Below are 17704 nucleotides of genomic sequence, written 5' to 3'. Positions count from 1 at the left end.
TTGTAAGCAGTAAAACTGATACCAACACATAGGCATGTATGAACATTTAAAGAGGGAGGAAAAAAGATGGATGTTTCGCGTCGAAATTTCTTAAAACTTTCTGGGCTTTCCATCGCTGCTTTGGCAGCTGGTTTGGGGTTTGACCCCGCAGTAGCTGAGGCCAAGGGATATGTATTGAAGCTGGAGGGAAGTAAAAAGATTCCTAGTATTTGTCACTTCTGCTCCGGTGGCTGTGGGATGCTCTTGTATGTCAAAGATGGTAAGCTTATACATCTTGAAGGTGATCCCGATCATCCCACCAATGAAGGGACGCTGTGCCCAAAGGCTGCTAGTTTACTTAGTGTTGCTAACTCGCCGGATCGTGTAATTAGGCCAAGACGGCGGGCTCCCGGAGCTGATCATTGGGAAGACATTTCTTGGGAAGAGGCCTTGGACATTGTGGCCAAGAAAACTAAAGCAGTCAGGGATGTCAGTTGGAAAGCTGTCGATGAGCTTGTGAATGCCAAAACCGGACTGCCGGAGAGCTTATTAGTAAACCGGGCGGAGGGAATCGCCTTTTTGGGATCAGCGGAAGTTGATAATGAGGAGTCATATCTGATTTCAAAATTCAGTCGCTTGATCGGAACTCCATATAATGAACATCAGGCCAGGATCTGACACGCTCCCACGGTGGCAAGTTTGTCACCCTCATTTGGTCGTGGTGCCATGACAAATTCCTGGTCTGATCTGAAAAATTCTGAGGTTTTCTTAATAGCTGGCAGTAACTGTGCCGAAAACCATCCTATTGCCATAAAGTGGATAAATCGAGCTAAAGAAAAGGGTGCGAAAATCATCGTCGTTGATCCCCGCTTTACCCGGACAGCTGCTAAAGCAGATATCTTTGCCCAAATTCGTCCGGGAACGGATATTGCCTATCTAGGAGCAATTATAAATTATATTATTAATCAAAAATTGTACGATGAGAAGTATGTCTTAAATTACACCAACGCTCTAATGAAGATCAGCAAAGATTACAAGTTAGAAGAGGGTATCTTCTCCGGTTATAACGAGAAGACCAGAAAATATGCGACTACCAGCTGGGCTTATCAACTTGGTCCAGATAATAAGCCACTGAAGGCAGAAAGTCTGGAGGATCCTGATTGCGTATTTGCCAAGCTTAAGGTTCACTATGCAAGATATACCTTTGCAACAGCGGAAAACATTTCCGGAATTCCTGCAACCAAGATTAAGGAAATTGCTGAGGTCTTCTGTAAAGGAAAACCGGGAAGTATTCTCTACGCTTTGGGAATGACTCAACATACCACGGGTGTGCAAGGAATTCGAGCTTATGCTATTATCCAACTGTTGTTGGGCAACATCGGAAAAGCCGGCGGCGGCATCAATGCTTTACGAGGAGAGCCCAATGTTCAGGGTTCGACGGATATGGCTAACCTGGTCAGTAATTTGCCGGGTTATTTGCCCTACCCGATTAATACAGATAAGACCTTGCGGGATTATCTGGTGCGTAATGGGTCATTTTATGAGAAACATCTGGTTGCCCTGCTAAAAGCTTGGTTTGGTGCCAACGCCACAAAAGAAAACGATTATGGATTTAACTATTTACCCAAGACCAATCCTTCAGTGAATGCTACGATGGTCAAAATCTTTGAGATGATGAATAAAGGACAGTTTAAGCTTCTCTTCAATGTTGGCTCTAACTCTCTGGTTTCTATTCCGGATCGCAAGTTAGTCCGTTCGGGCTTAGCTAAACTTGATATGCTCGTGGTATCTGACCTTTTCGAGATTGAGACATCCCAGTTTTGGCGTGAACCGGGGGTGAACCCGGCGGATATTAAGACTGAAGTCATCATGTTCCCCGCGGCCTTTGTTTATGAGAAAGCAGGCAGTATGTCTAATTCCTCCCGCTGGATTCAGTGGAAAGAGGCGGCGATTAAGCCCCTTGGAGAATCGAAACCGGATCTGGATCTGCTGGATCACCTTTTCAAGAAAATCAGAAAGCTATATGAAGGCAGCACGGATGCCAAGGATGCCCCAATACTCAAGGCTCGTTGGGACTATGGTGAGGGAGAACCCAGCGCTTTGAAAGTGCTTCAAGAGTTGAGCGGTTATGACGAGACCACCGGTAAGCTGCTGCCTACAATCGGGGATTATCTTAAAGCACCAATCGGGACAGCTTCTACAGGGTGTTGGATTTATGCCGGCGTGACAGGGAATGGAAACCTGGCAGCCCGTCGTAAAAATGATGACCCCACAGGATTAGGACTGTTCAGAGAGTGGAGTTTTGCTTGGCCGGGAAATGTTCGTATTCTCTACAACCGAGCATCTTGTGATGAAGCAGGAAGGCCGGTTGACGCTAAACGTCAGCTTATTTGGTGGGATAGCGAATCTAAGGTATGGGCAGGAAACGATGGAGCGGATGTTGTCGATAAAACTAAGGGTCCTGATACACCGGAAGGGAAGCAAAGTTTCCGTATGAATCCCGAGGGTGTAGGCAGGTTATTTACTGCCACTTATATGAGCGGGTTACCGACAACCACCCCAACAGATGGTCTGCCACCCATCGGGATACGTCCCGGAGGTCTCTGCGTAGACGGACCCATGCCGGAATACTACGAACCCACGGAAAGCCCTACGACAAACATCTTACATCCTAAGGTTTCCATCAGCCCAGTGGCTCTGGTTGTCTCAACTCAGCTGGGTAAGTCGGAAGAGTATCCCCATGTGCTGACCACATATGGAGTGGTTGAGCACTTCTGTGCCGGAGGGATTACCCGCAATATTCCCTGGTTGAATGAAATCATGCCGGAACCTTTTGCTGAAATCAGTAAAAACCTAGGGCAAAAGATTGGAGTTAAAGAAGGGGATATGGTCGAAGTTGCTTCAGCACGGGGCAAAATCATCGTACGGGCCTTAGTGACTGATCGCCTGCAGACCTACAAAGTCAACGGAAAAGACACTGAAACCATCGGAATGCCCTGGAGCTGGGGTTTTGCCTCCTTAAGTCCCGGTCCGAGTACTAATGATTTAACCATTGCTGCGCTGGATCCTGGGGCCGGTACTCCGGAGTATAAGGTTTGCCTAGTCAAGATAAGGAGGGCATAGCCATGACGAAAAAGATGGTTTTTGTCGACACTTCTAAATGTACTGGGTGCAAAGCTTGCTCAGTGGCTTGCAAGGAATGGAATGAGCTTCCAGCAGAGAAAACCCAGCTGCTCACCAGTTATCAAACTCAAATGAATTTTACAACTAAAACCTGGACATATATGACCGTTATCGAAAAATATGAAAACCAAACAATGAATTGGTTAATGCGCAAGGCCCAATGCTTCCACTGCGCAGATCCCGCTTGTCTGAAAGCCTGTTCTTCCGGTGCGATTACTCAGACGGAATCCGGGTATGTGGTGATTAATCAAGATAAATGTATCGGCTGTGGTTATTGTGTGGAGAACTGTCCCTTTGGGGTACCGAAGGTCGACCCGGTCAAGAAAAAATCCTCTAAATGTACGGGGTGTATTGATCGGGTTGAAAATAATTTGCTGCCAGCCTGTGTGCAGACCTGTCAACCAGGTGCCTTAGGTTTTGGAGAACGTGATGCTATGTTAGCTCAAGCAAAGAAGCGGCTTGCCGAGGTTCAAAAGACCCATCTCAAGGCCCAGCTCTATGGGGAAACGGAAATGGGGGGCCTGACCTATCTCTATTTGTTGCTGGAAAGTCCTGAGGTTTACGGCCTCCCAGCTAACCCAACGGTTCCCCTCTCTCTAACCATCTGGAAAGATGTGGTTCGTCCTGTAGGGAGTGTGGCAGTGGGTGGCGCGGCAGCGGCAGTAGTCCTCGGAGTATTTGCCAACCTCTTGAGGGGAAATTATAAAGAAGGAGGGAAAGACTAATGGCTCCTAAAACTAAAGCAGGAAATCAAGCACCCCCAAGAATTGTTGGAGACCAGGTATTGCGATTTAGTAAAGGTGAACGCCTGAGTCATTGGGTTCATGCCGTTTCTTTCTTTGTTTTGCTTTTTACCGGACTGGGAGTTTATAGTTCTTTATTTCAACCTGCCATGGCTATTGTCGGGGGAATTCACGTTGCTCAGGTGATTCACCGAATATCAGCTGTTTTCTTTGTGGTGGTGGTGGGATTGCTTTTCTTTGTCGGAAACCCAAGATTTCATTGGCGATGGTTAAAATTCACCTTTAACTTTACAAAATCAGATTTGCAGCATGTTAGTGCCTTCCCTAAGGAATTCTTCGGCGGGCATGGCAACTATCCGGCCCAAGATAAGTACAATGGAGGAGAAAAAATTAATTCCTTGATCACCATCTTTGGTACCATATTCGTGACTCTCAGTGGGGTTGTCATGTGGTGGGCACCACATTTTCCGCCCAGCTTAGTTAGGTGGGCTTATCCGGTGCATGATCTTTCAGTGTTTGTCATGACCGCCGCTGTCATCGGACATATATACTTAGGCCTCTTACATCCGGATTCCAGAGTCGCTATGTCCGGCATGCTCAATGGTTATGTATCCAAAAAGTTTGCTAAGGCACATCATGCTAAGTGGTATGAACGCCTGAAGAATGAGCAGCAGAATCTCTGATAGATGATAAGGAGTGGTCCTTTATGAACAATAACATTACTATGAAGCCGTCAGGAGAAAGTACGATGGACAACGCCTTTGAGACCTATACCCTCCTTAAGAAAGAAGTAAAACAATGGCAAGCCGAGCGAGGTTCTTTCTGGACCGAAAAGCTCAGCCCAGCCAAGGCACCCCCCTACTATCCGATTAATGAACTACCTGAGGAAGCAATTCTAGAATTATGTCAACGGTTAAATCGAGCAAGTAATATTTTGCTCACAGAGCCTGAGTTATTAGAAGCTTGGCACAAATTTAAAACCTTTCAACTTGTGCTAAACCCAGAGCTCTTAAGCCGTCTGCAGCTTGCCTTATCTGGTGTAGCACAGTTGTTTCGAGAGACAATGGTCGTTACCAAAAATAATTCGGGGAATAACCAAGTCAAGGATTATGTTGGACTGGCAGCCACTCAAAGTATGGGTTGTCCGATCTGTGGAGAGTTAGCCGCCGTATCAGTTCTTTCTTCACCGATTGGTAAACGATTCTTACATTGTTCGACCTGCGGACATGAATGGGTAGCTAAGCGCGTTGGTTGTATTCGCTGTGGAATTCAGGAAGCTTCAAAACTGAACTATCTTAAGGCAGAGGAGTACCCTAGGCTAGAGGTGGTTATCTGTCAAGCTTGTGGGCAGTATTTTAAAGAATATGATTTACGAGTGCAGAATGTAGAGGATCTGGATTGGGAAAACATCAGAACGCTCCCCCTGGATTATGCGGCAGAAAAATGGTTGGCTGACCATGCTCACAAATTCACCTTTCAGTAGCAGGTTGAACTGAACTGAGACTTAGCCCGGAATTGCCGGCCAAGTCAGACTTGACCGGCAATTTGCTGTTTTTATAAACTGGAAAAGTGGTAAATTATTTTCACTTGAAAAGATTTTCTCAGAAGGCAGGTTCCGAATTGGACGGCTTGAGTGTCTAGAATTAGGGCCGACATCTTTGTAATGCATATAACTTTAATGGAATGACATTATGGAGGAGTGACTTTCAAGGGGATTTTTAGAATGTAAGTAACATGGTATAATGGGATTATATTGAAACAATGAGGCGGTGCATTTTATGAAATGGGAGGAAGTCAGAAAAATATATCCGGAAAGATTTATAAAAATCCAGATACTAGAGGCTCATATTGAAGATAGTGTACGGTACATTGATGATATGGCGGTTGTTAAGGCTTTTGATGATGAGAGGGAAGCAACAAGGGAGTTAGTACGAACAAAAGACGATGAAATTGTTTATCACACCGGAAAACAAAAGCTTGAAGTACCTATTAAGCAAATATTTGGATTTAGAGGAGCAGTCTAATGGATATGAAGTTAGGTGCTGTAATAGATCTTAGAATATTATCATTAATATTAGATGTATAAAGAATGAGAATATTTGAAGAGCCGCCGTCCATGGCGGCTTCTGGCTTATGGGGCACCTGGCTCCGTGTAACAGAGGGTTTTCGCCATCTGAGAGAATATGAATGTAGTAACCCGACGTCGCAAACCCTCGGGACGTTATCTGAAATTGCTAGGTCATGTCTCTTTAGACGGGTAATAATTAGAAAGAATAGAGTTGGAAAAGGAGTGGATCTGCTTGGGCACATCGCAGATACCTGGTGATCGGCACGCACTACAAATTCCATAAGCCAAACGCGAAATTAAGGTTGAGATAGTTGCTGGAATTGGGGTTGTCTTGATAGTAATCATGCCATTTCTTTGGTGGGGAAAAACACCACCTGATCTTCTTTCAACTAATTTTGGTATGAGTGGAAAGGTTGATTGGGAAGGAAAGGGATCCCTTGTGTTACTTACTGGGATCGGTATTGGGTTATACGTATTGTTATCGTATATCAGTAGATTTCCAAATATGATTAATAATCTTTGGGTGATAACTCCAATAAATGCCGAAAAACAGTACCGTATTAGAAGACTGACGATCAATTGTATCAAAGTCGAAAGTGTTTGGCTATTTGTTTACTTAACCTGGAACACCATACAAGTAGCTATGAGTAAGGCAATTGGTGAAGAAATGAAACTCCTAAATCAAAAGAACACCATGCATGTAGTAGCGTTTGTTTATAAGGAAGCTTCATTTGGAATTGAATTTTTACCAATAGTATTCGTAGGGATGGTGGTCACAATCTGTGCAGGTCTATACTATGGAAACAAGGCAAAACAGCTGAGTGGGTAAAGTCACCCACAACTTCCGATAACAGAGGGTTTCACATTCATGGTGTTCCCGAAACTTAGAGAATGATGAATAGGGTCAGAGAACATGGAAACCTTTACATCTTGGTAATGTTGAGGGACTACCGTCCGTAGTTGTCTCTGAACATGGCATGGTTCATAGGTTAACAGAGTTTTCCTAAAGCCTGAGAGTAAATGCGAGTAGTAACCACTCCGACTTCGGGAAAATCACGTGAGTTGACGATTAAATCGTCCTTTCGGAGAAGGGAAGTGGTTTAGTGGAAAAAGTTCTATTAGAATTATTGGTCTTAACTTTTGTAATCCACCTTATTGATACTCTTTCGTACTCGGTTAGGCTGAACTCGGTAAAAAGTGGACAGTTTGCCTTGTCGTTTTCTTTGTTCAACCTATTCGTACTTGTCTCACGAACTGCCAATACTTTTCAGGCCCCGTTAATTGGTTTCATAATCGGTGAAAGCCTTTTCTATGGTATTGACCCAATTAACGACCTGCGAAAGGTGATTTTTGCTTCAACAATAGGTTCATTATTTGGTATACTTCTGATTCCAACATTTCTCAGGGTATTTGATGTAGCAGTAAAACGGCTGGAAACCACTGGATCCATTCCGTCTTTAGTGGTCGAAGCATTACAAGTAAGTAACATCAAGCGAATGATGAAAAGTGCAACTAGACCAACGAAAACGATGTTGCAGCGACTTAGGTATCGCGAAATTCCTAAGAGACTGCTTATCATCAATGCCTTGGTTACAGGAATTTATACAGTAGGGGTTCTTGCTGCGAACTATTCTGCAATATTGGTTACTGAGCACCAGAGGATAGCAGCTGTTGGTTCATCGGGAATGATCAATGGACTAGCTACAATTTTATTAACCTTGTTCATTGACCCCAAATCCGCTATGATCACTGACCAGGCGTTAAGAGGAAACAGACCCTACGAGGACGTAAAGGCACTAGTAGTTTTACTCATTGCAACTAAACTAATTGGCACGTTACTTGGACAGATAATGTTTTTGCCAGCTGCAAAAGTTATAGCTAGCTTTTACGGGTCGTGATGACATTACTGAACGAACCGTACAAAGAATATTTGAAAATGCACCGAATAAGATTATGCGACACCTAGGTCATTTTAGGGGAATTATGAAAGTTAGGTGATATGTGTCATGGCAATAAATATAGTAATAAATTGGGTTCTTGCGATCTTTAGCATTGTTCTATACTTTTTTATTAATCTGAAAGGATTAATAGATGGGCCCCCTCCCACATTTTTAAACTTTATCCTAACTATGTTATTCTTAGGTTTTTGGCTGTTGTTCGGTGCCTATAGAGGCTATGAAAGAAAAGCAAGCTTTTTGGTTTTTATAACTGGTTTTGGGGAGTTGGATTAGGACTTTCATTTGTTTCAATGATCATAGGTCCAAGTCCATTAGTATTTGTCACAATTGCATTTATGGCTCCAGTAAATGGGTTTAATATTTTTGATTTTATGAGGAGCAAATTGTTTTTTGGAGCAATGTTTTTACCTTTACTAATGGCTTACATCGGTTATTTTGTTGGGCAGAGAGCTATAATGAAAAGAACCACAAGGTATTAATGTATGAGTATGAGTAGAATTTGCCGGCATCGCACAACTCTTAGAGATTTATGCAACTATTATGGACTTGAGGATGTACCCGAAGAGGTAAGGACTAAGCGTAATAATATGTGTACTTTCACAGGAACGACAGGTAATGTTTCGGAAGGAACAGAGAAAATGAGAAAAGATCCCCTGTGCAGGGGATCTTACTAATTATCGTGAATATATTCGATTTCACTCAACAAGATATCAAAATCAGTTATGTGTATTTTCCCAAGAATATCCTCTTTCTTAACCGAACTCATAAGTTCTTGTCTCGTAACGTGTATTAATTTAAAACCAAGACCCCACGAAGGTTTTGAAAACCCTGATTTTCGCCAATTAAAAATGGGTATTTTGAATTGATCGAAATATTTAGGAGGATCATTCGGAGGGACACTTGTAGTAGATACTAAGATGAAAAGGTCTTCGCCTTCTTGAATCATAATTATGGCGGGTCTTTTCTTGGATTACTCTGGTATATCGTCGAACCCAACGTCAAAATAAAAAACATCGCCTAAGCTAAACCAATGCATTATGAAACCTCTTATTCTCCCTCGTTTACAATATACCGGTGGTCTTTATTCTTTCTATCGAACAGAAATTTTCCATCTTTAATTGTCACTGGGCGAACAGAGATTTCCTTAAGTTTTTGGGATGACAGTGATGTTTTTCTATATCCTTGGTCTTTTACAGCACCGTTCATGTTCTCGTCCTCCTCGTTTGACAACTGCTCTTCCTCTTTGTCCATATCATAACACCTTCCAAATACTGTTTCAATACTATATGGCTAGTTTTGCCAACTTAGAAGGTGATAGTCATGTGGTTGTAGAATAATGTAAATTATTAGCATAAGTGTTAGTATCACTTCTACTTTTCCCCCCACAAATTATCTTACAAGGTCGTAAATATATGCTCGAAGTTGTATTTAGCGATAGCGCCAAAGGTGCTATGAAAATGGCAAAACACTACAACCAAGAAAATGTGCATAGCAATGCTATGGGATATATAGGTAAGAGGCCATCAAAAAATGAGTTGGAAAACCAGAAACAGTTTGAAAGTAAAGCCATTGGCAGGGATGTCGTCTACATTGGCTTTAACCTAGATATAGGTGATATTGCCAGCGAAATTGACAGTGAAGAACGCAAAAATGAATTTATCAGAGTGTTTGGGTCAATAAAAATTGGGAATAACCAAATAGCACGATTCTTCAACTCACAGCGTGAAGATTTTGAGAACTTAATTATCTCTGCAAAAAACGGAGAGCCCATACGAGTTTGGAAAAGCAATACACCATTTTCGGCTTGTGCTTTTGCTTTTATCTGTGATGCTTTACGAACCATTAAATGCAAAATGAGTATAATTTCACTACCTGATTATTGGGAGGTTTCAGACGACACGATACAGTCTTGTACTTATTGGGCAGAAGTTTCACCAGAGCAGTTTTATAGTTTCTTGCCTTTGGCGCGTGAAATAACCAATATTGAAAAACAATGGCAAAGCAGTCTTTGGAATGATCTAAAAGCTGAAAATACACCATTGAGGGCTTTAGTCAACGGTAGGTTGATTTCTGTTCAGGAAGATTTTTACGACCATATCATTAGAAAAAATATTCCGGATCGTAATTTTGTTATGGGTCACCTTATTGGGACTATTTTGGGGAAATATCAGTTAGGAGTTGGAGACGGTTGGTATGCCCTGCGCATTGAAATGATGATTGCTAAAAATCAATTAGAAATTGTTGCAGATAACGATGCATCTCATCCATACGGAAAAATTTTAAGAAAAGTAGAGAAATCAACGCCAATTTAGGTGAAGCCAGAGAGAAGATTTAAAGGAGAAAAATATGATTGAGCCGATCAAAACGCGCAGAAGCATAAGAAGTTATAAGGATAAGCCAGTTGAAGATGAAAAAATAATTCAAATACTTGAGAGTGCTAGGCTTGCTCCATCCGGAGATAATACACAGCCGTGGCATTTTGTTATAGTAAAGTCGGAACATAACAGACAAAAACTAGCTGAAGTTTCCCATCATCAGAGCTGGATGCTCTCCGCCCCAGTTTTTATCGTATGTGTTGCAGATATTCGTTCTAGGATAAAAGATAATGTGACAATTTCAATAGATGAAGCCAGTCCACAGGAGGAAGTTAAACAGATAATAAGGGATACCTCAATTGCCATAGAGCATATGGTGCTCGAAGCTGAAAATTTAGGATTAGGTACATGTTGGGTTGCATGGTTTACACAAGAAGAAATTAGGCCGATTTTAAATATTCCCCCCGACAAATACGTTGTGAGTATCATTACTCTTGGTTATGCAAATGAAATTCCCAAGGCACGTCCCAGAAAAAAACTCGAGGAGATAATACACCTGGAGGTTTGGTGAATTAAAAAAACGATTTTCATGCAGATGTTGTCTATAACGTATACCCAATGATAAAGAAGATATTGTAGTCTATTGAGGAGGGTTAATAGATGAAAGTAGATTATGTAAAATATCATGCGTTAGGTAACGACTATATAGTTATCGACCCTAATAAAACCAGGCTTAATCTAACAATGGAAAATATCCAACTAATTTGTCATCGGAATTTTGGAATAGGATCGGACGGGATTTTGTATGGACCAATCCTTGATGGCGGCTGCATAAAGCTAAGAATTTTAAATCCTGACGGTAGTGAAGCCGAGAAAAGCGGAAACGGAATTCGGATCTTTTCAAGGCATCTTTTTGATCAGGGCTATATAAACACGAACAGTTTCACTTTGGACACCTTGGGAGGGGAGGTGCTTGTTACCATACTAGACGGAAAAGGTCAATTAATTAGGGTTGATATGGGGACTGTTACATTTTTGAGTGAATCCATTCCAGTGGCAGGACTATCCCGCGAGGTTATTGATGATGTCTTAGAATCGGAAAAGGGTTCGTTCAGAATTACATGTCTCTCGATAGGTAACCCACACTGCGTGTTACTCATGGATATAATTTCTGAGGAGCTAGCAAAAGAATTGGGGCCAGTTATTGAGAACCATCCCATGTTCCCAAATAGGATAAATGTGCAGTTTCTAAAGGTCCTTGATAGAAATAATATTCGAATTGAGATTTGGGAACGGGGAGCAGGTTATACTTTGGCATCTGGCAGTAGTGGCTGTGCGGCAGCAAGCGCTGCCTATAAGCTAGGTTTAGTAGATAATCAAGTGAAGGTACATATGCCTGGTGGAGTCATTAACATAGACATTAATAATGACGGACACGTACACATGACCGGTACGGTTTCGAGTGTCGCAAGCGGTACATTTTCAGACGAAATGTGGCAGCGTTTGGAGTGCCCAGACTCAGAACGTCGCCCAACTTATTGAAGACAATCTGCGGACTATCATGTCCTCTCCCGGGCAGTCCTCTAATCCTGACGATTATATCAAAGCTCATGATCTGGCTTATGAGAGTATCCTCAAATATGGGGGTGAGAATGCCTTGCCCTATGTTTTAGCCCAGTTTGAAGCAGGAAATGCCGAAGGACTGCGGGGACAAATTCTGATGAGGCTTGGTAAGGAATTGATGGGGGTGAGAAATAATGTCAGTGATGAAACCTTATCCCCTCAGGAATGGTACAGCCGTCTTCAGATTCGCCGGGAAGTAAGCTTGCCTGATTTTGCCTATCAAGGGAATGATCCCGTGGCCCGACTCGTCTATCAGACGGAAGTTCAAAAGCATAAGGGACGGCAGGGCGGATTTTGCATTGTGGCCCCCCATATCTTTGCCAGCTATCGGGAAGACGGCAAACTCAAGGTTTTTGTGACAACCTTTGCGCAAAGCTATCGCTTGTATGACAATGTTCTGAGCGAAGAAGGAGGAGGGATTATTCCGGCAGCCATCACTTATCAAGAAGGCCCTGACGGGAGCTATACTCTGGAAAGCTATGAACAGGCAAAAGATGGGGCTTATTTCGCCTCTTCTATTCGAGAATATTGTGTCATGCCCGTCTCAGGAAAACAAATTGAGGGGCTGGCGGAACAAACACTCACTCACTAATCACTGCCAAAGGGGGAAGACTAAAAAACATGAACAGGCCATTTTCACCGTGTTATAATATTTTGAAATGATAACTTAATGTAGGGGTGAGCTTTAATGGACCTTAACTTTTTTGATGAGTTAAAGAAGTCGCAAATAATTGCCGGAGCTTACGAAGAATGGAGTAGTTATAGATATCAAGTAACAGAGTATATTATTTCTAATACTACAGACTTTGAAAGTATTGCAATATTTGGTGCAGGTAAATGTAATGATATTGATTTGCGCATACTTGAATCTAAATTTAAAAAGGTAATTTTAATTGATATAGATATGTCTTCTATGAAAGAGGGTATTAAACAGTATTCATTAGAAAATAGCAACAAAATCGAATTGATAGCTTGTGACTTTTTGGGTATCGAGGATAGCGAATATAGAGATTATGAATATTTAGTAAGGAAATACTTTTTTACTAGTACGAATAATTTAAATAGTCGACGAAAAATATTAAGTCTCCTCGATAATCTAACTAATAAAATTGACAAATATCTATTAGTTTTCGGAAAAGATACCTATAAAAATAGTATATTAATAGGAGTTCATAGTCAGATAAATGTTTATTTACAGCAGATTTGGTCAATATGTCTACAAATAACTGGGAAGACAGATAATCTGGCTATTGACAAAATAAAAAAGATGAATGAAATTATTGCAAAAAAGCTTAATGCGGCAGTCATAGAAAGCACTGAAGATACATTATTTGTTGGCTATGAGATGGGGATAGAAGGACAGTATGGTGGAATTGAAGGGGCTATTCAAGCGGAAAATGACTTGGAATTAAGATTGGAAAGTGGTTTGATAAATATTAGTTCGGAGTTCAAATTATTATGGCCTTTTAAGCCTGACTGTAAATATGATATGAGGTTCACATGTGTTTGTAAAAATAAAGTATAGTAAAATGAGGGAATTTCCAAATGTCACTTAGAATTCATATCGGATCTGGGAATATTCCAGATCAGGGAGGCTCAGCCTCCGGAAAGGACAGTAGGATGTCGAAGAAATATATTATGTTAAGACCTGAAGAAGAGGCTGCTGCCGAAGGGGAATCAACCATTAAAGAGATGTTTTGCTTCGGGGAAAACTCCAGCAATTACCTCTTTCCGGATGTGGAGGTCAATGATGAAAATCAAAACAAATTGCAGGAGTTGGTCAATGAATATAGTGCACTGATTGGACAGGAAGATAACAAGGACCTGGATCTGAAGACCTTCTTCGCAGGGAAACAAATCAACATCGAACATGTGGAAGAATTTGAAGAGCCGCGGGATGTTTTCATCCTGCTGGTCTATTTTAAAGAGATCTGCAAGCTTAAGGATTTTGAGCCTGTAGCCGTTATTGAGACATGAAGACAATGGTGTTTTTTTCATAGGGCCTGCCAATTGAGGATATATACAATATCGTGTATAATTAACTCTTATACTAATTGAAAAACAATTGAACCTTCGAATATGATGTATGACAAAAGATTAGTTTAAGGAGTTAAAACATTGAGTCACACGGATTTAAAATCAGAAATTAATTCTCGTAAAACCTTTGCGATTATTTCTCATCCGGATGCAGGAAAAACAACCTTAACCGAAAAGCTGCTTCTTTTTGGAGGGGCAATTCGTGAAGCCGGTTCGGTAAAGGCAAGGAAAGCGGAACGCTATGCTACTTCGGATTGGATGGAACTTGAGAGACAGCGTGGGATTTCCATTACGTCCAGTGCTCTGCAATTTAAGTATCAAGGATTCGTTATTAATATCCTTGATACACCTGGGCACCAGGATTTTAGTGAGGATACCTACCGAACTCTGACTGCGGCGGATAGTGCAGTGATGCTGATTGATGCAGCAAAAGGGGTTGAGACCCAGACCAAGAAACTATTTGAGGTCTGCCGTCAGCGTGGGATTCCGATTTTTACCTTTATCAATAAATTTGACCGCAATGCTAAGGATCCACTTGATTTGATGGATGAAGTAGAAAAGGTACTGGGAATTGAATCTTATGCTATGAATTGGCCAATTGGTATGGGTCAAGATTTTAAGGGGATTTATGACCGCAAAACCGGACAAGTGGAACGTTTTGTTGAGGGAAGTGCAAGATCCAGCGCTAAGCCGCCTATATCCGGTGCTTTTAGTGATCCCTTGGTGCAGGATGGTATCGGAGAAGGTCTTGTCAAACAATTAACCGAGGAGATTGAACTTCTCGACTTAGCTGGAAATGACTTTTCTCAAGAACGGGTAGATCGTGGAGAAGTGACACCGGTATTTTTCGGCAGTGCCCTAAATAACTTTGGTGTGCCTAATTTTCTGCAATATTTCTTGGAACTAGCTCCGGCACCACAACCCAGAAACACAAATTTAGGAGAGCTAGATCCAGAAACACCGAGTTTTTCTGGGTATATCTTCAAAATTCAAGCTAACATGAATTCCCAGCATCGAGATAGAATTGCTTTTATTCGTATCTGTACCGGTCGCTATGAGCGAGGGATGAATGTGATTCACACTCGCTCTCACCGTCGTCTTCGCCTTGCCCAACCTCAACAGTTGTTCGCCCAAGAAAGAACGATTCTCGATGAAGCCTTTGCTGGCGACATTATCGGGGTACATGATAGCGGGCTTCTTAGGATTGGGGATGTCCTTACTGAAAAGGATGGACTTCAATTTGAAGCAATGCCATTTTTTAGTCCTGAAAACTTTGCCCGGATAAATATTGCCAATGCTTTAAAGCGCAAGCAATTCATTAAAGGAATTCAGGAACTGCAAGAAGAGGGCGCTATCCATGTGTTTCGTGACCTCCATGTGGGGGTAGAAGCTCCGATTGTTGGTGTAGTAGGCCAATTACAGTTTGAAGTTTTAGAATACAGGTTGCGTGAAGAGTATGGGGTAAACGTCAATATTCAACACCTGCCCTTTGAAATTGTGCGCTGGGTTGAAAAGGACGAAAAGACTGTTAAGCTTCTTACAGAGTCAAGCATGAGCACTGTTGTGATGGATAAAGACGATAACTATGCCGTATTGTTATTAGATCAATGGAAAGCAAATTGGTTAAGCGAACGCTATGAGATTAAATTTTATAATCAACCCTTTTAAACTCCAAATTGAGTAGTAAAAGTTCGATCTAACAGAATATGTCCTCCAATGGAGTCGCCAAATTCCCCATTAACAAGAATGCGAACTCCGGTGATACCAGGGATTTGTGTCACAGACCAGATGATCGATCGAATGGTCATATTTTCCCCGGATGCACCCCCTGCAAAATCATCTCTAATCTCTTTACTAAAGTTAATTGTCGCTAAACCGTTCTGTGTTGTCACAGAAATTAATTTAGTTGTTGGAGCAATAGTCGGTGATAATTTACTGGAAACTGGGCCTTGTATGAGCTTACTCATGACAAGGCTCGTTTTTTGCGAAAGATCAAGTCGAGACCATTCGGATTGATTTATATGACGTATTTCTGGTACAAGACTATCTAAATTATCATCTGAAAAGTAGAGTTTATATGAGTTTTCACTAATCAGAGGAGGAACTTCTTGAGCAACTGTGGGTAAATTTTCTCGTACTCCCTGTGGATAAGCGTCAAAATATTTCTCTACCCCAGTTCCGATAGCATTAGCCACTTGATTGCGGTAGTCATCGGAGGATAATAGCTTTCTTTCTCGAGCATTGGATATAAATCCAACCTCAACTATGACCGAAGGCATTTCAGCTTGGTTAATTAAATAGTAATCTCCGGCTTTGGCCCTACGCTTATTGTCAGGTTGAACTTGGATAAGCTGCTCGTGAATTACTTCGGCAAGGGCTTTTCCGGATGATGATTTCAGATGGTAATAGGTTTCCATTCCATAAGAATTTCGTTGAGGGAAGCTGTTTGCATGAATACTAAGAAATAGATCAGCATTATTTTCTGAGGCAATTTGAATTCTTTGGTTTAGCTCAGCTCTTTTAGCCATTCGTCCTTTGACAAAGCCCGGGAGAAAATAATCTTTATCTGTTTCCCGGGTTAGAATAACTTTGCACCCCTTAGACTCTAAAACTTTACCTAAACGTAACGAAATATCTAGATTTATATCTTTTTCTTTAAGTCCTGAATTTTGGGCCCCAGGGTCAGCTCCTCCATGCCCTGGGTCTATCACAATAACTTTATCCTTTAAATTGGAAGAAAATACGGACGTTAATTTTAAGGTGCTGGCTCCCATCAATAAAATGATTAACGCAATGATACCCGTAAAAATAAGGGGCTTGCTAATAAATACAATCAGCGGTCGATTAAACAATCTTTCAGCACACTCCTCTCACTAGAGTTATCTCATTATGTATATTGTAAGAATGTGTTTCGTAAACATAATTTGAGAAAAGTTTGTAAAACCCTTGCTTTTATTATTGTTTAGAATAGTGAAAAGGGGTGTGGAAATGGTTTGGGGATGGTTGCTGTTTTTGGTGATAGTATTGAATATCCCTTTTGGGTATTGGAGAGAGAATGTTAAGAGACTATCTCTTCAGTGGTTTTTCGCAGTTCATTTTCCGGTACTTGTTATGGTAGTTTTCCGTATTCACTTGGGAATTGGATGGAGATTATCTACGGTTCTTCTCTTAGGAAGTGCCTATTTTTCTGGTCAATGGCTGGGAGTTAAGTGGAACAGAACTTGGAAAAAATCCATGTCTGTAAGTAACTGCCTTTTGCATGATATAGCTGTAAGTCGGTGGATTATAATATATTCTGCTAAAAAGTTGTAACCCTTTGACTTATAACGGCATAATCTATGGTGTACAAAAAAAGTAATTACTTAGACTCCCGGTTCAAATTTTAATAAAAAAAATTATATATAATGCCTAAGAGATGCATAGAGATGCATAGAAAATAAAAACTTAGAAATACTAGTTGACAGGGAATAGTGATAATGCTATTATAACTGAGCGCCACAAATGAGGTGCTGGAAGATTAGGAAGGGGTTACATGCTCCCACTAATCGATAAAAAAGTGTTGACATCGCAAGTTGAAAATGCTAGGATATGATTCTGGCCCAAACGGGTCAAAACAAAAATTCCTGATCTTTGAAAACTAAACAACAAGGACAGCCAATGAGAGAAACTCGCAAGAGTTTCAAAATAAATCATGAGTCAATCATCTTCTTCTAATGAGAAGTTTGAAATAACTTTTTTTGGAGAGTTTGATCCTGGCTCAGGACGAACGCTGGCGGCGTGCCTAACACATGCAAGTCG

The 17704-nt window shown here is 41.3% G+C and carries 17 protein-coding genes and 1 rRNA gene; 16 read left to right on the top strand and 2 right to left on the bottom strand.

Going from position 1 to position 17704, the window contains the following annotated elements; all coding sequences use genetic code 11:
- The first annotated feature begins 66 nt into the window (after positions 1-66).
- The 7 genes from fdnG to DP73_RS05085 all read left to right on the top strand — a co-directional run bounded on the left by fdnG (position 67) and on the right by DP73_RS05085 (position 7871).
- Positions 67-3102 carry a formate dehydrogenase-N subunit alpha gene (fdnG, locus tag DP73_RS05115; RefSeq protein ID WP_081962960.1) on the top strand — a complete coding sequence of 1012 codons (3036 nt, stop codon included), beginning with the start codon at positions 67-69 and terminating at the stop codon, positions 3100-3102.
- 2 nt (positions 3103-3104) lie between these two features.
- A complete protein-coding gene (locus DP73_RS05110; protein WP_034597970.1) occupies positions 3105-3887 on the top strand; it encodes a 4Fe-4S dicluster domain-containing protein in 783 nt (260 codons plus the stop codon).
- Positions 3887-4588 (top strand): cytochrome b/b6 domain-containing protein, encoded by a 702-nt coding sequence (locus tag DP73_RS05105; protein ID WP_034597969.1) that lies wholly within the window; start codon positions 3887-3889, stop codon positions 4586-4588. The genes DP73_RS05110 and DP73_RS05105 overlap by 1 nt, the downstream gene beginning before the upstream one ends.
- A gap of 23 nt (positions 4589-4611) precedes the next feature.
- Positions 4612-5388 carry a formate dehydrogenase accessory protein FdhE gene (gene fdhE, locus DP73_RS05100; protein WP_034597968.1) on the top strand — a complete coding sequence of 259 codons (777 nt, stop codon included), beginning with the start codon at positions 4612-4614 and terminating at the stop codon, positions 5386-5388.
- A gap of 295 nt (positions 5389-5683) precedes the next feature.
- Positions 5684-5929: a hypothetical protein gene (locus DP73_RS05095; protein WP_034597967.1), complete on the top strand. Its 246-nt coding sequence runs from the start codon at positions 5684-5686 to the stop codon at positions 5927-5929.
- 375 nt (positions 5930-6304) lie between these two features.
- Positions 6305-6802, top strand: coding sequence for a hypothetical protein (locus tag DP73_RS05090; protein WP_034597966.1), 498 nt, complete (start codon positions 6305-6307; stop codon positions 6800-6802).
- A 274-nt stretch (positions 6803-7076) separates the two neighbouring features.
- The gene (locus tag DP73_RS05085; RefSeq protein WP_034597965.1) at positions 7077-7871 is read left to right on the top strand and encodes a lipid II flippase Amj family protein; all 795 of its coding nucleotides are present in this window, start codon (positions 7077-7079) and stop codon (positions 7869-7871) included.
- Between the two features lie 1107 nt (positions 7872-8978).
- Here DP73_RS05085 and DP73_RS05065 read toward each other — a convergent pair.
- Positions 8979-9182: a hypothetical protein gene (locus DP73_RS05065; RefSeq protein ID WP_034597962.1), complete on the bottom strand. Its 204-nt coding sequence runs from the start codon at positions 9180-9182 to the stop codon at positions 8979-8981.
- Between the two features lie 161 nt (positions 9183-9343).
- On the opposite strand from DP73_RS05065, the gene DP73_RS05060 reads away from it, so the two are divergent.
- The 7 genes from DP73_RS05060 (at position 9344) to DP73_RS05030 (ending at position 15574) form a co-directional block, all read left to right on the top strand.
- Positions 9344-10243: a DUF3658 domain-containing protein gene (locus tag DP73_RS05060; RefSeq protein ID WP_034597961.1), complete on the top strand. Its 900-nt coding sequence runs from the start codon at positions 9344-9346 to the stop codon at positions 10241-10243.
- Between the two features lie 34 nt (positions 10244-10277).
- Positions 10278-10817, top strand: coding sequence for a nitroreductase family protein (locus DP73_RS05055; RefSeq protein ID WP_034597960.1), 540 nt, complete (start codon positions 10278-10280; stop codon positions 10815-10817).
- A gap of 89 nt (positions 10818-10906) precedes the next feature.
- Positions 10907-11788 carry a diaminopimelate epimerase gene (dapF, locus tag DP73_RS05050; RefSeq protein WP_034597958.1) on the top strand — a complete coding sequence of 294 codons (882 nt, stop codon included), beginning with the start codon at positions 10907-10909 and terminating at the stop codon, positions 11786-11788.
- Positions 11709-12461, top strand: coding sequence for a hypothetical protein (locus tag DP73_RS05045; protein WP_242865703.1), 753 nt, complete (start codon positions 11709-11711; stop codon positions 12459-12461). The genes dapF and DP73_RS05045 overlap by 80 nt, the downstream gene beginning before the upstream one ends.
- A 96-nt stretch (positions 12462-12557) precedes the next feature.
- Entirely contained in the window at positions 12558-13394 is an 837-nt protein-coding gene (locus DP73_RS05040; RefSeq protein ID WP_034597957.1) for a hypothetical protein, read from the top strand.
- A 95-nt stretch (positions 13395-13489) separates the two neighbouring features.
- The gene (locus DP73_RS05035; RefSeq protein WP_034598029.1) at positions 13490-13846 is read left to right on the top strand and encodes a hypothetical protein; all 357 of its coding nucleotides are present in this window, start codon (positions 13490-13492) and stop codon (positions 13844-13846) included.
- Between the two features lie 141 nt (positions 13847-13987).
- Positions 13988-15574, top strand: a complete 1587-nt coding sequence (locus tag DP73_RS05030) for a peptide chain release factor 3 (protein ID WP_034597956.1) — start codon at positions 13988-13990, stop codon at positions 15572-15574.
- Here the strand turns inward: DP73_RS05030 and DP73_RS05025 are convergent.
- Positions 15571-16758, bottom strand: a complete 1188-nt coding sequence (locus DP73_RS05025; RefSeq protein ID WP_034597955.1) for an N-acetylmuramoyl-L-alanine amidase — start codon at positions 16756-16758, stop codon at positions 15571-15573. The two genes, DP73_RS05030 and DP73_RS05025, sit on opposite strands and share 4 nt — an antisense overlap.
- 136 nt (positions 16759-16894) lie before the next feature.
- Between DP73_RS05025 and DP73_RS05020 the strand changes: the two genes are divergently transcribed.
- Positions 16895-17218 carry a hypothetical protein gene (locus DP73_RS05020; RefSeq protein ID WP_034597954.1) on the top strand — a complete coding sequence of 108 codons (324 nt, stop codon included), beginning with the start codon at positions 16895-16897 and terminating at the stop codon, positions 17216-17218.
- A 422-nt stretch (positions 17219-17640) separates the two neighbouring features.
- A 16S ribosomal RNA gene (locus DP73_RS05015) occupies positions 17641-17704 on the top strand; the annotation flags it as partial.

The sequence above is a fragment of the Desulfosporosinus sp. HMP52 genome (genome assembly GCF_000765145.1).
Classification (GTDB): domain Bacteria; phylum Bacillota; class Desulfitobacteriia; order Desulfitobacteriales; family Desulfitobacteriaceae; genus Desulfosporosinus.
Note: the sequence above shows the minus strand (reverse complement) of the source record. Positions and strands in the feature narration are given on the sequence as shown.

Bases quoted from the DNA above. Each gene is read 5' to 3' on its own strand.
- DP73_RS05110 (WP_034597970.1), top strand. From the start codon at position 3,105: ATGACGAAAAAGATGGTTTTTGTCGACACTTCTAAATGTACTGGGTGC.
- DP73_RS05105 (WP_034597969.1), top strand. From the start codon at position 3,887: ATGGCTCCTAAAACTAAAGCAGGAAATCAAGCACCCCCAAGAATTGTT.
- fdhE (WP_034597968.1), top strand. From the start codon at position 4,612: ATGAACAATAACATTACTATGAAGCCGTCAGGAGAAAGTACGATGGAC.
- DP73_RS05095 (WP_034597967.1), top strand. From the start codon at position 5,684: ATGAAATGGGAGGAAGTCAGAAAAATATATCCGGAAAGATTTATAAAA.
- DP73_RS05065 (WP_034597962.1), bottom strand. From the start codon at position 9,182: ATGGACAAAGAGGAAGAGCAGTTGTCAAACGAGGAGGACGAGAACATG.
- DP73_RS05060 (WP_034597961.1), top strand. From the start codon at position 9,344: ATGCTCGAAGTTGTATTTAGCGATAGCGCCAAAGGTGCTATGAAAATG.
- DP73_RS05055 (WP_034597960.1), top strand. From the start codon at position 10,278: ATGATTGAGCCGATCAAAACGCGCAGAAGCATAAGAAGTTATAAGGAT.
- dapF (WP_034597958.1), top strand. From the start codon at position 10,907: ATGAAAGTAGATTATGTAAAATATCATGCGTTAGGTAACGACTATATA.
- DP73_RS05040 (WP_034597957.1), top strand. From the start codon at position 12,558: ATGGACCTTAACTTTTTTGATGAGTTAAAGAAGTCGCAAATAATTGCC.
- DP73_RS05035 (WP_034598029.1), top strand. From the start codon at position 13,490: ATGTCGAAGAAATATATTATGTTAAGACCTGAAGAAGAGGCTGCTGCC.
- DP73_RS05020 (WP_034597954.1), top strand. From the start codon at position 16,895: ATGGTTTGGGGATGGTTGCTGTTTTTGGTGATAGTATTGAATATCCCT.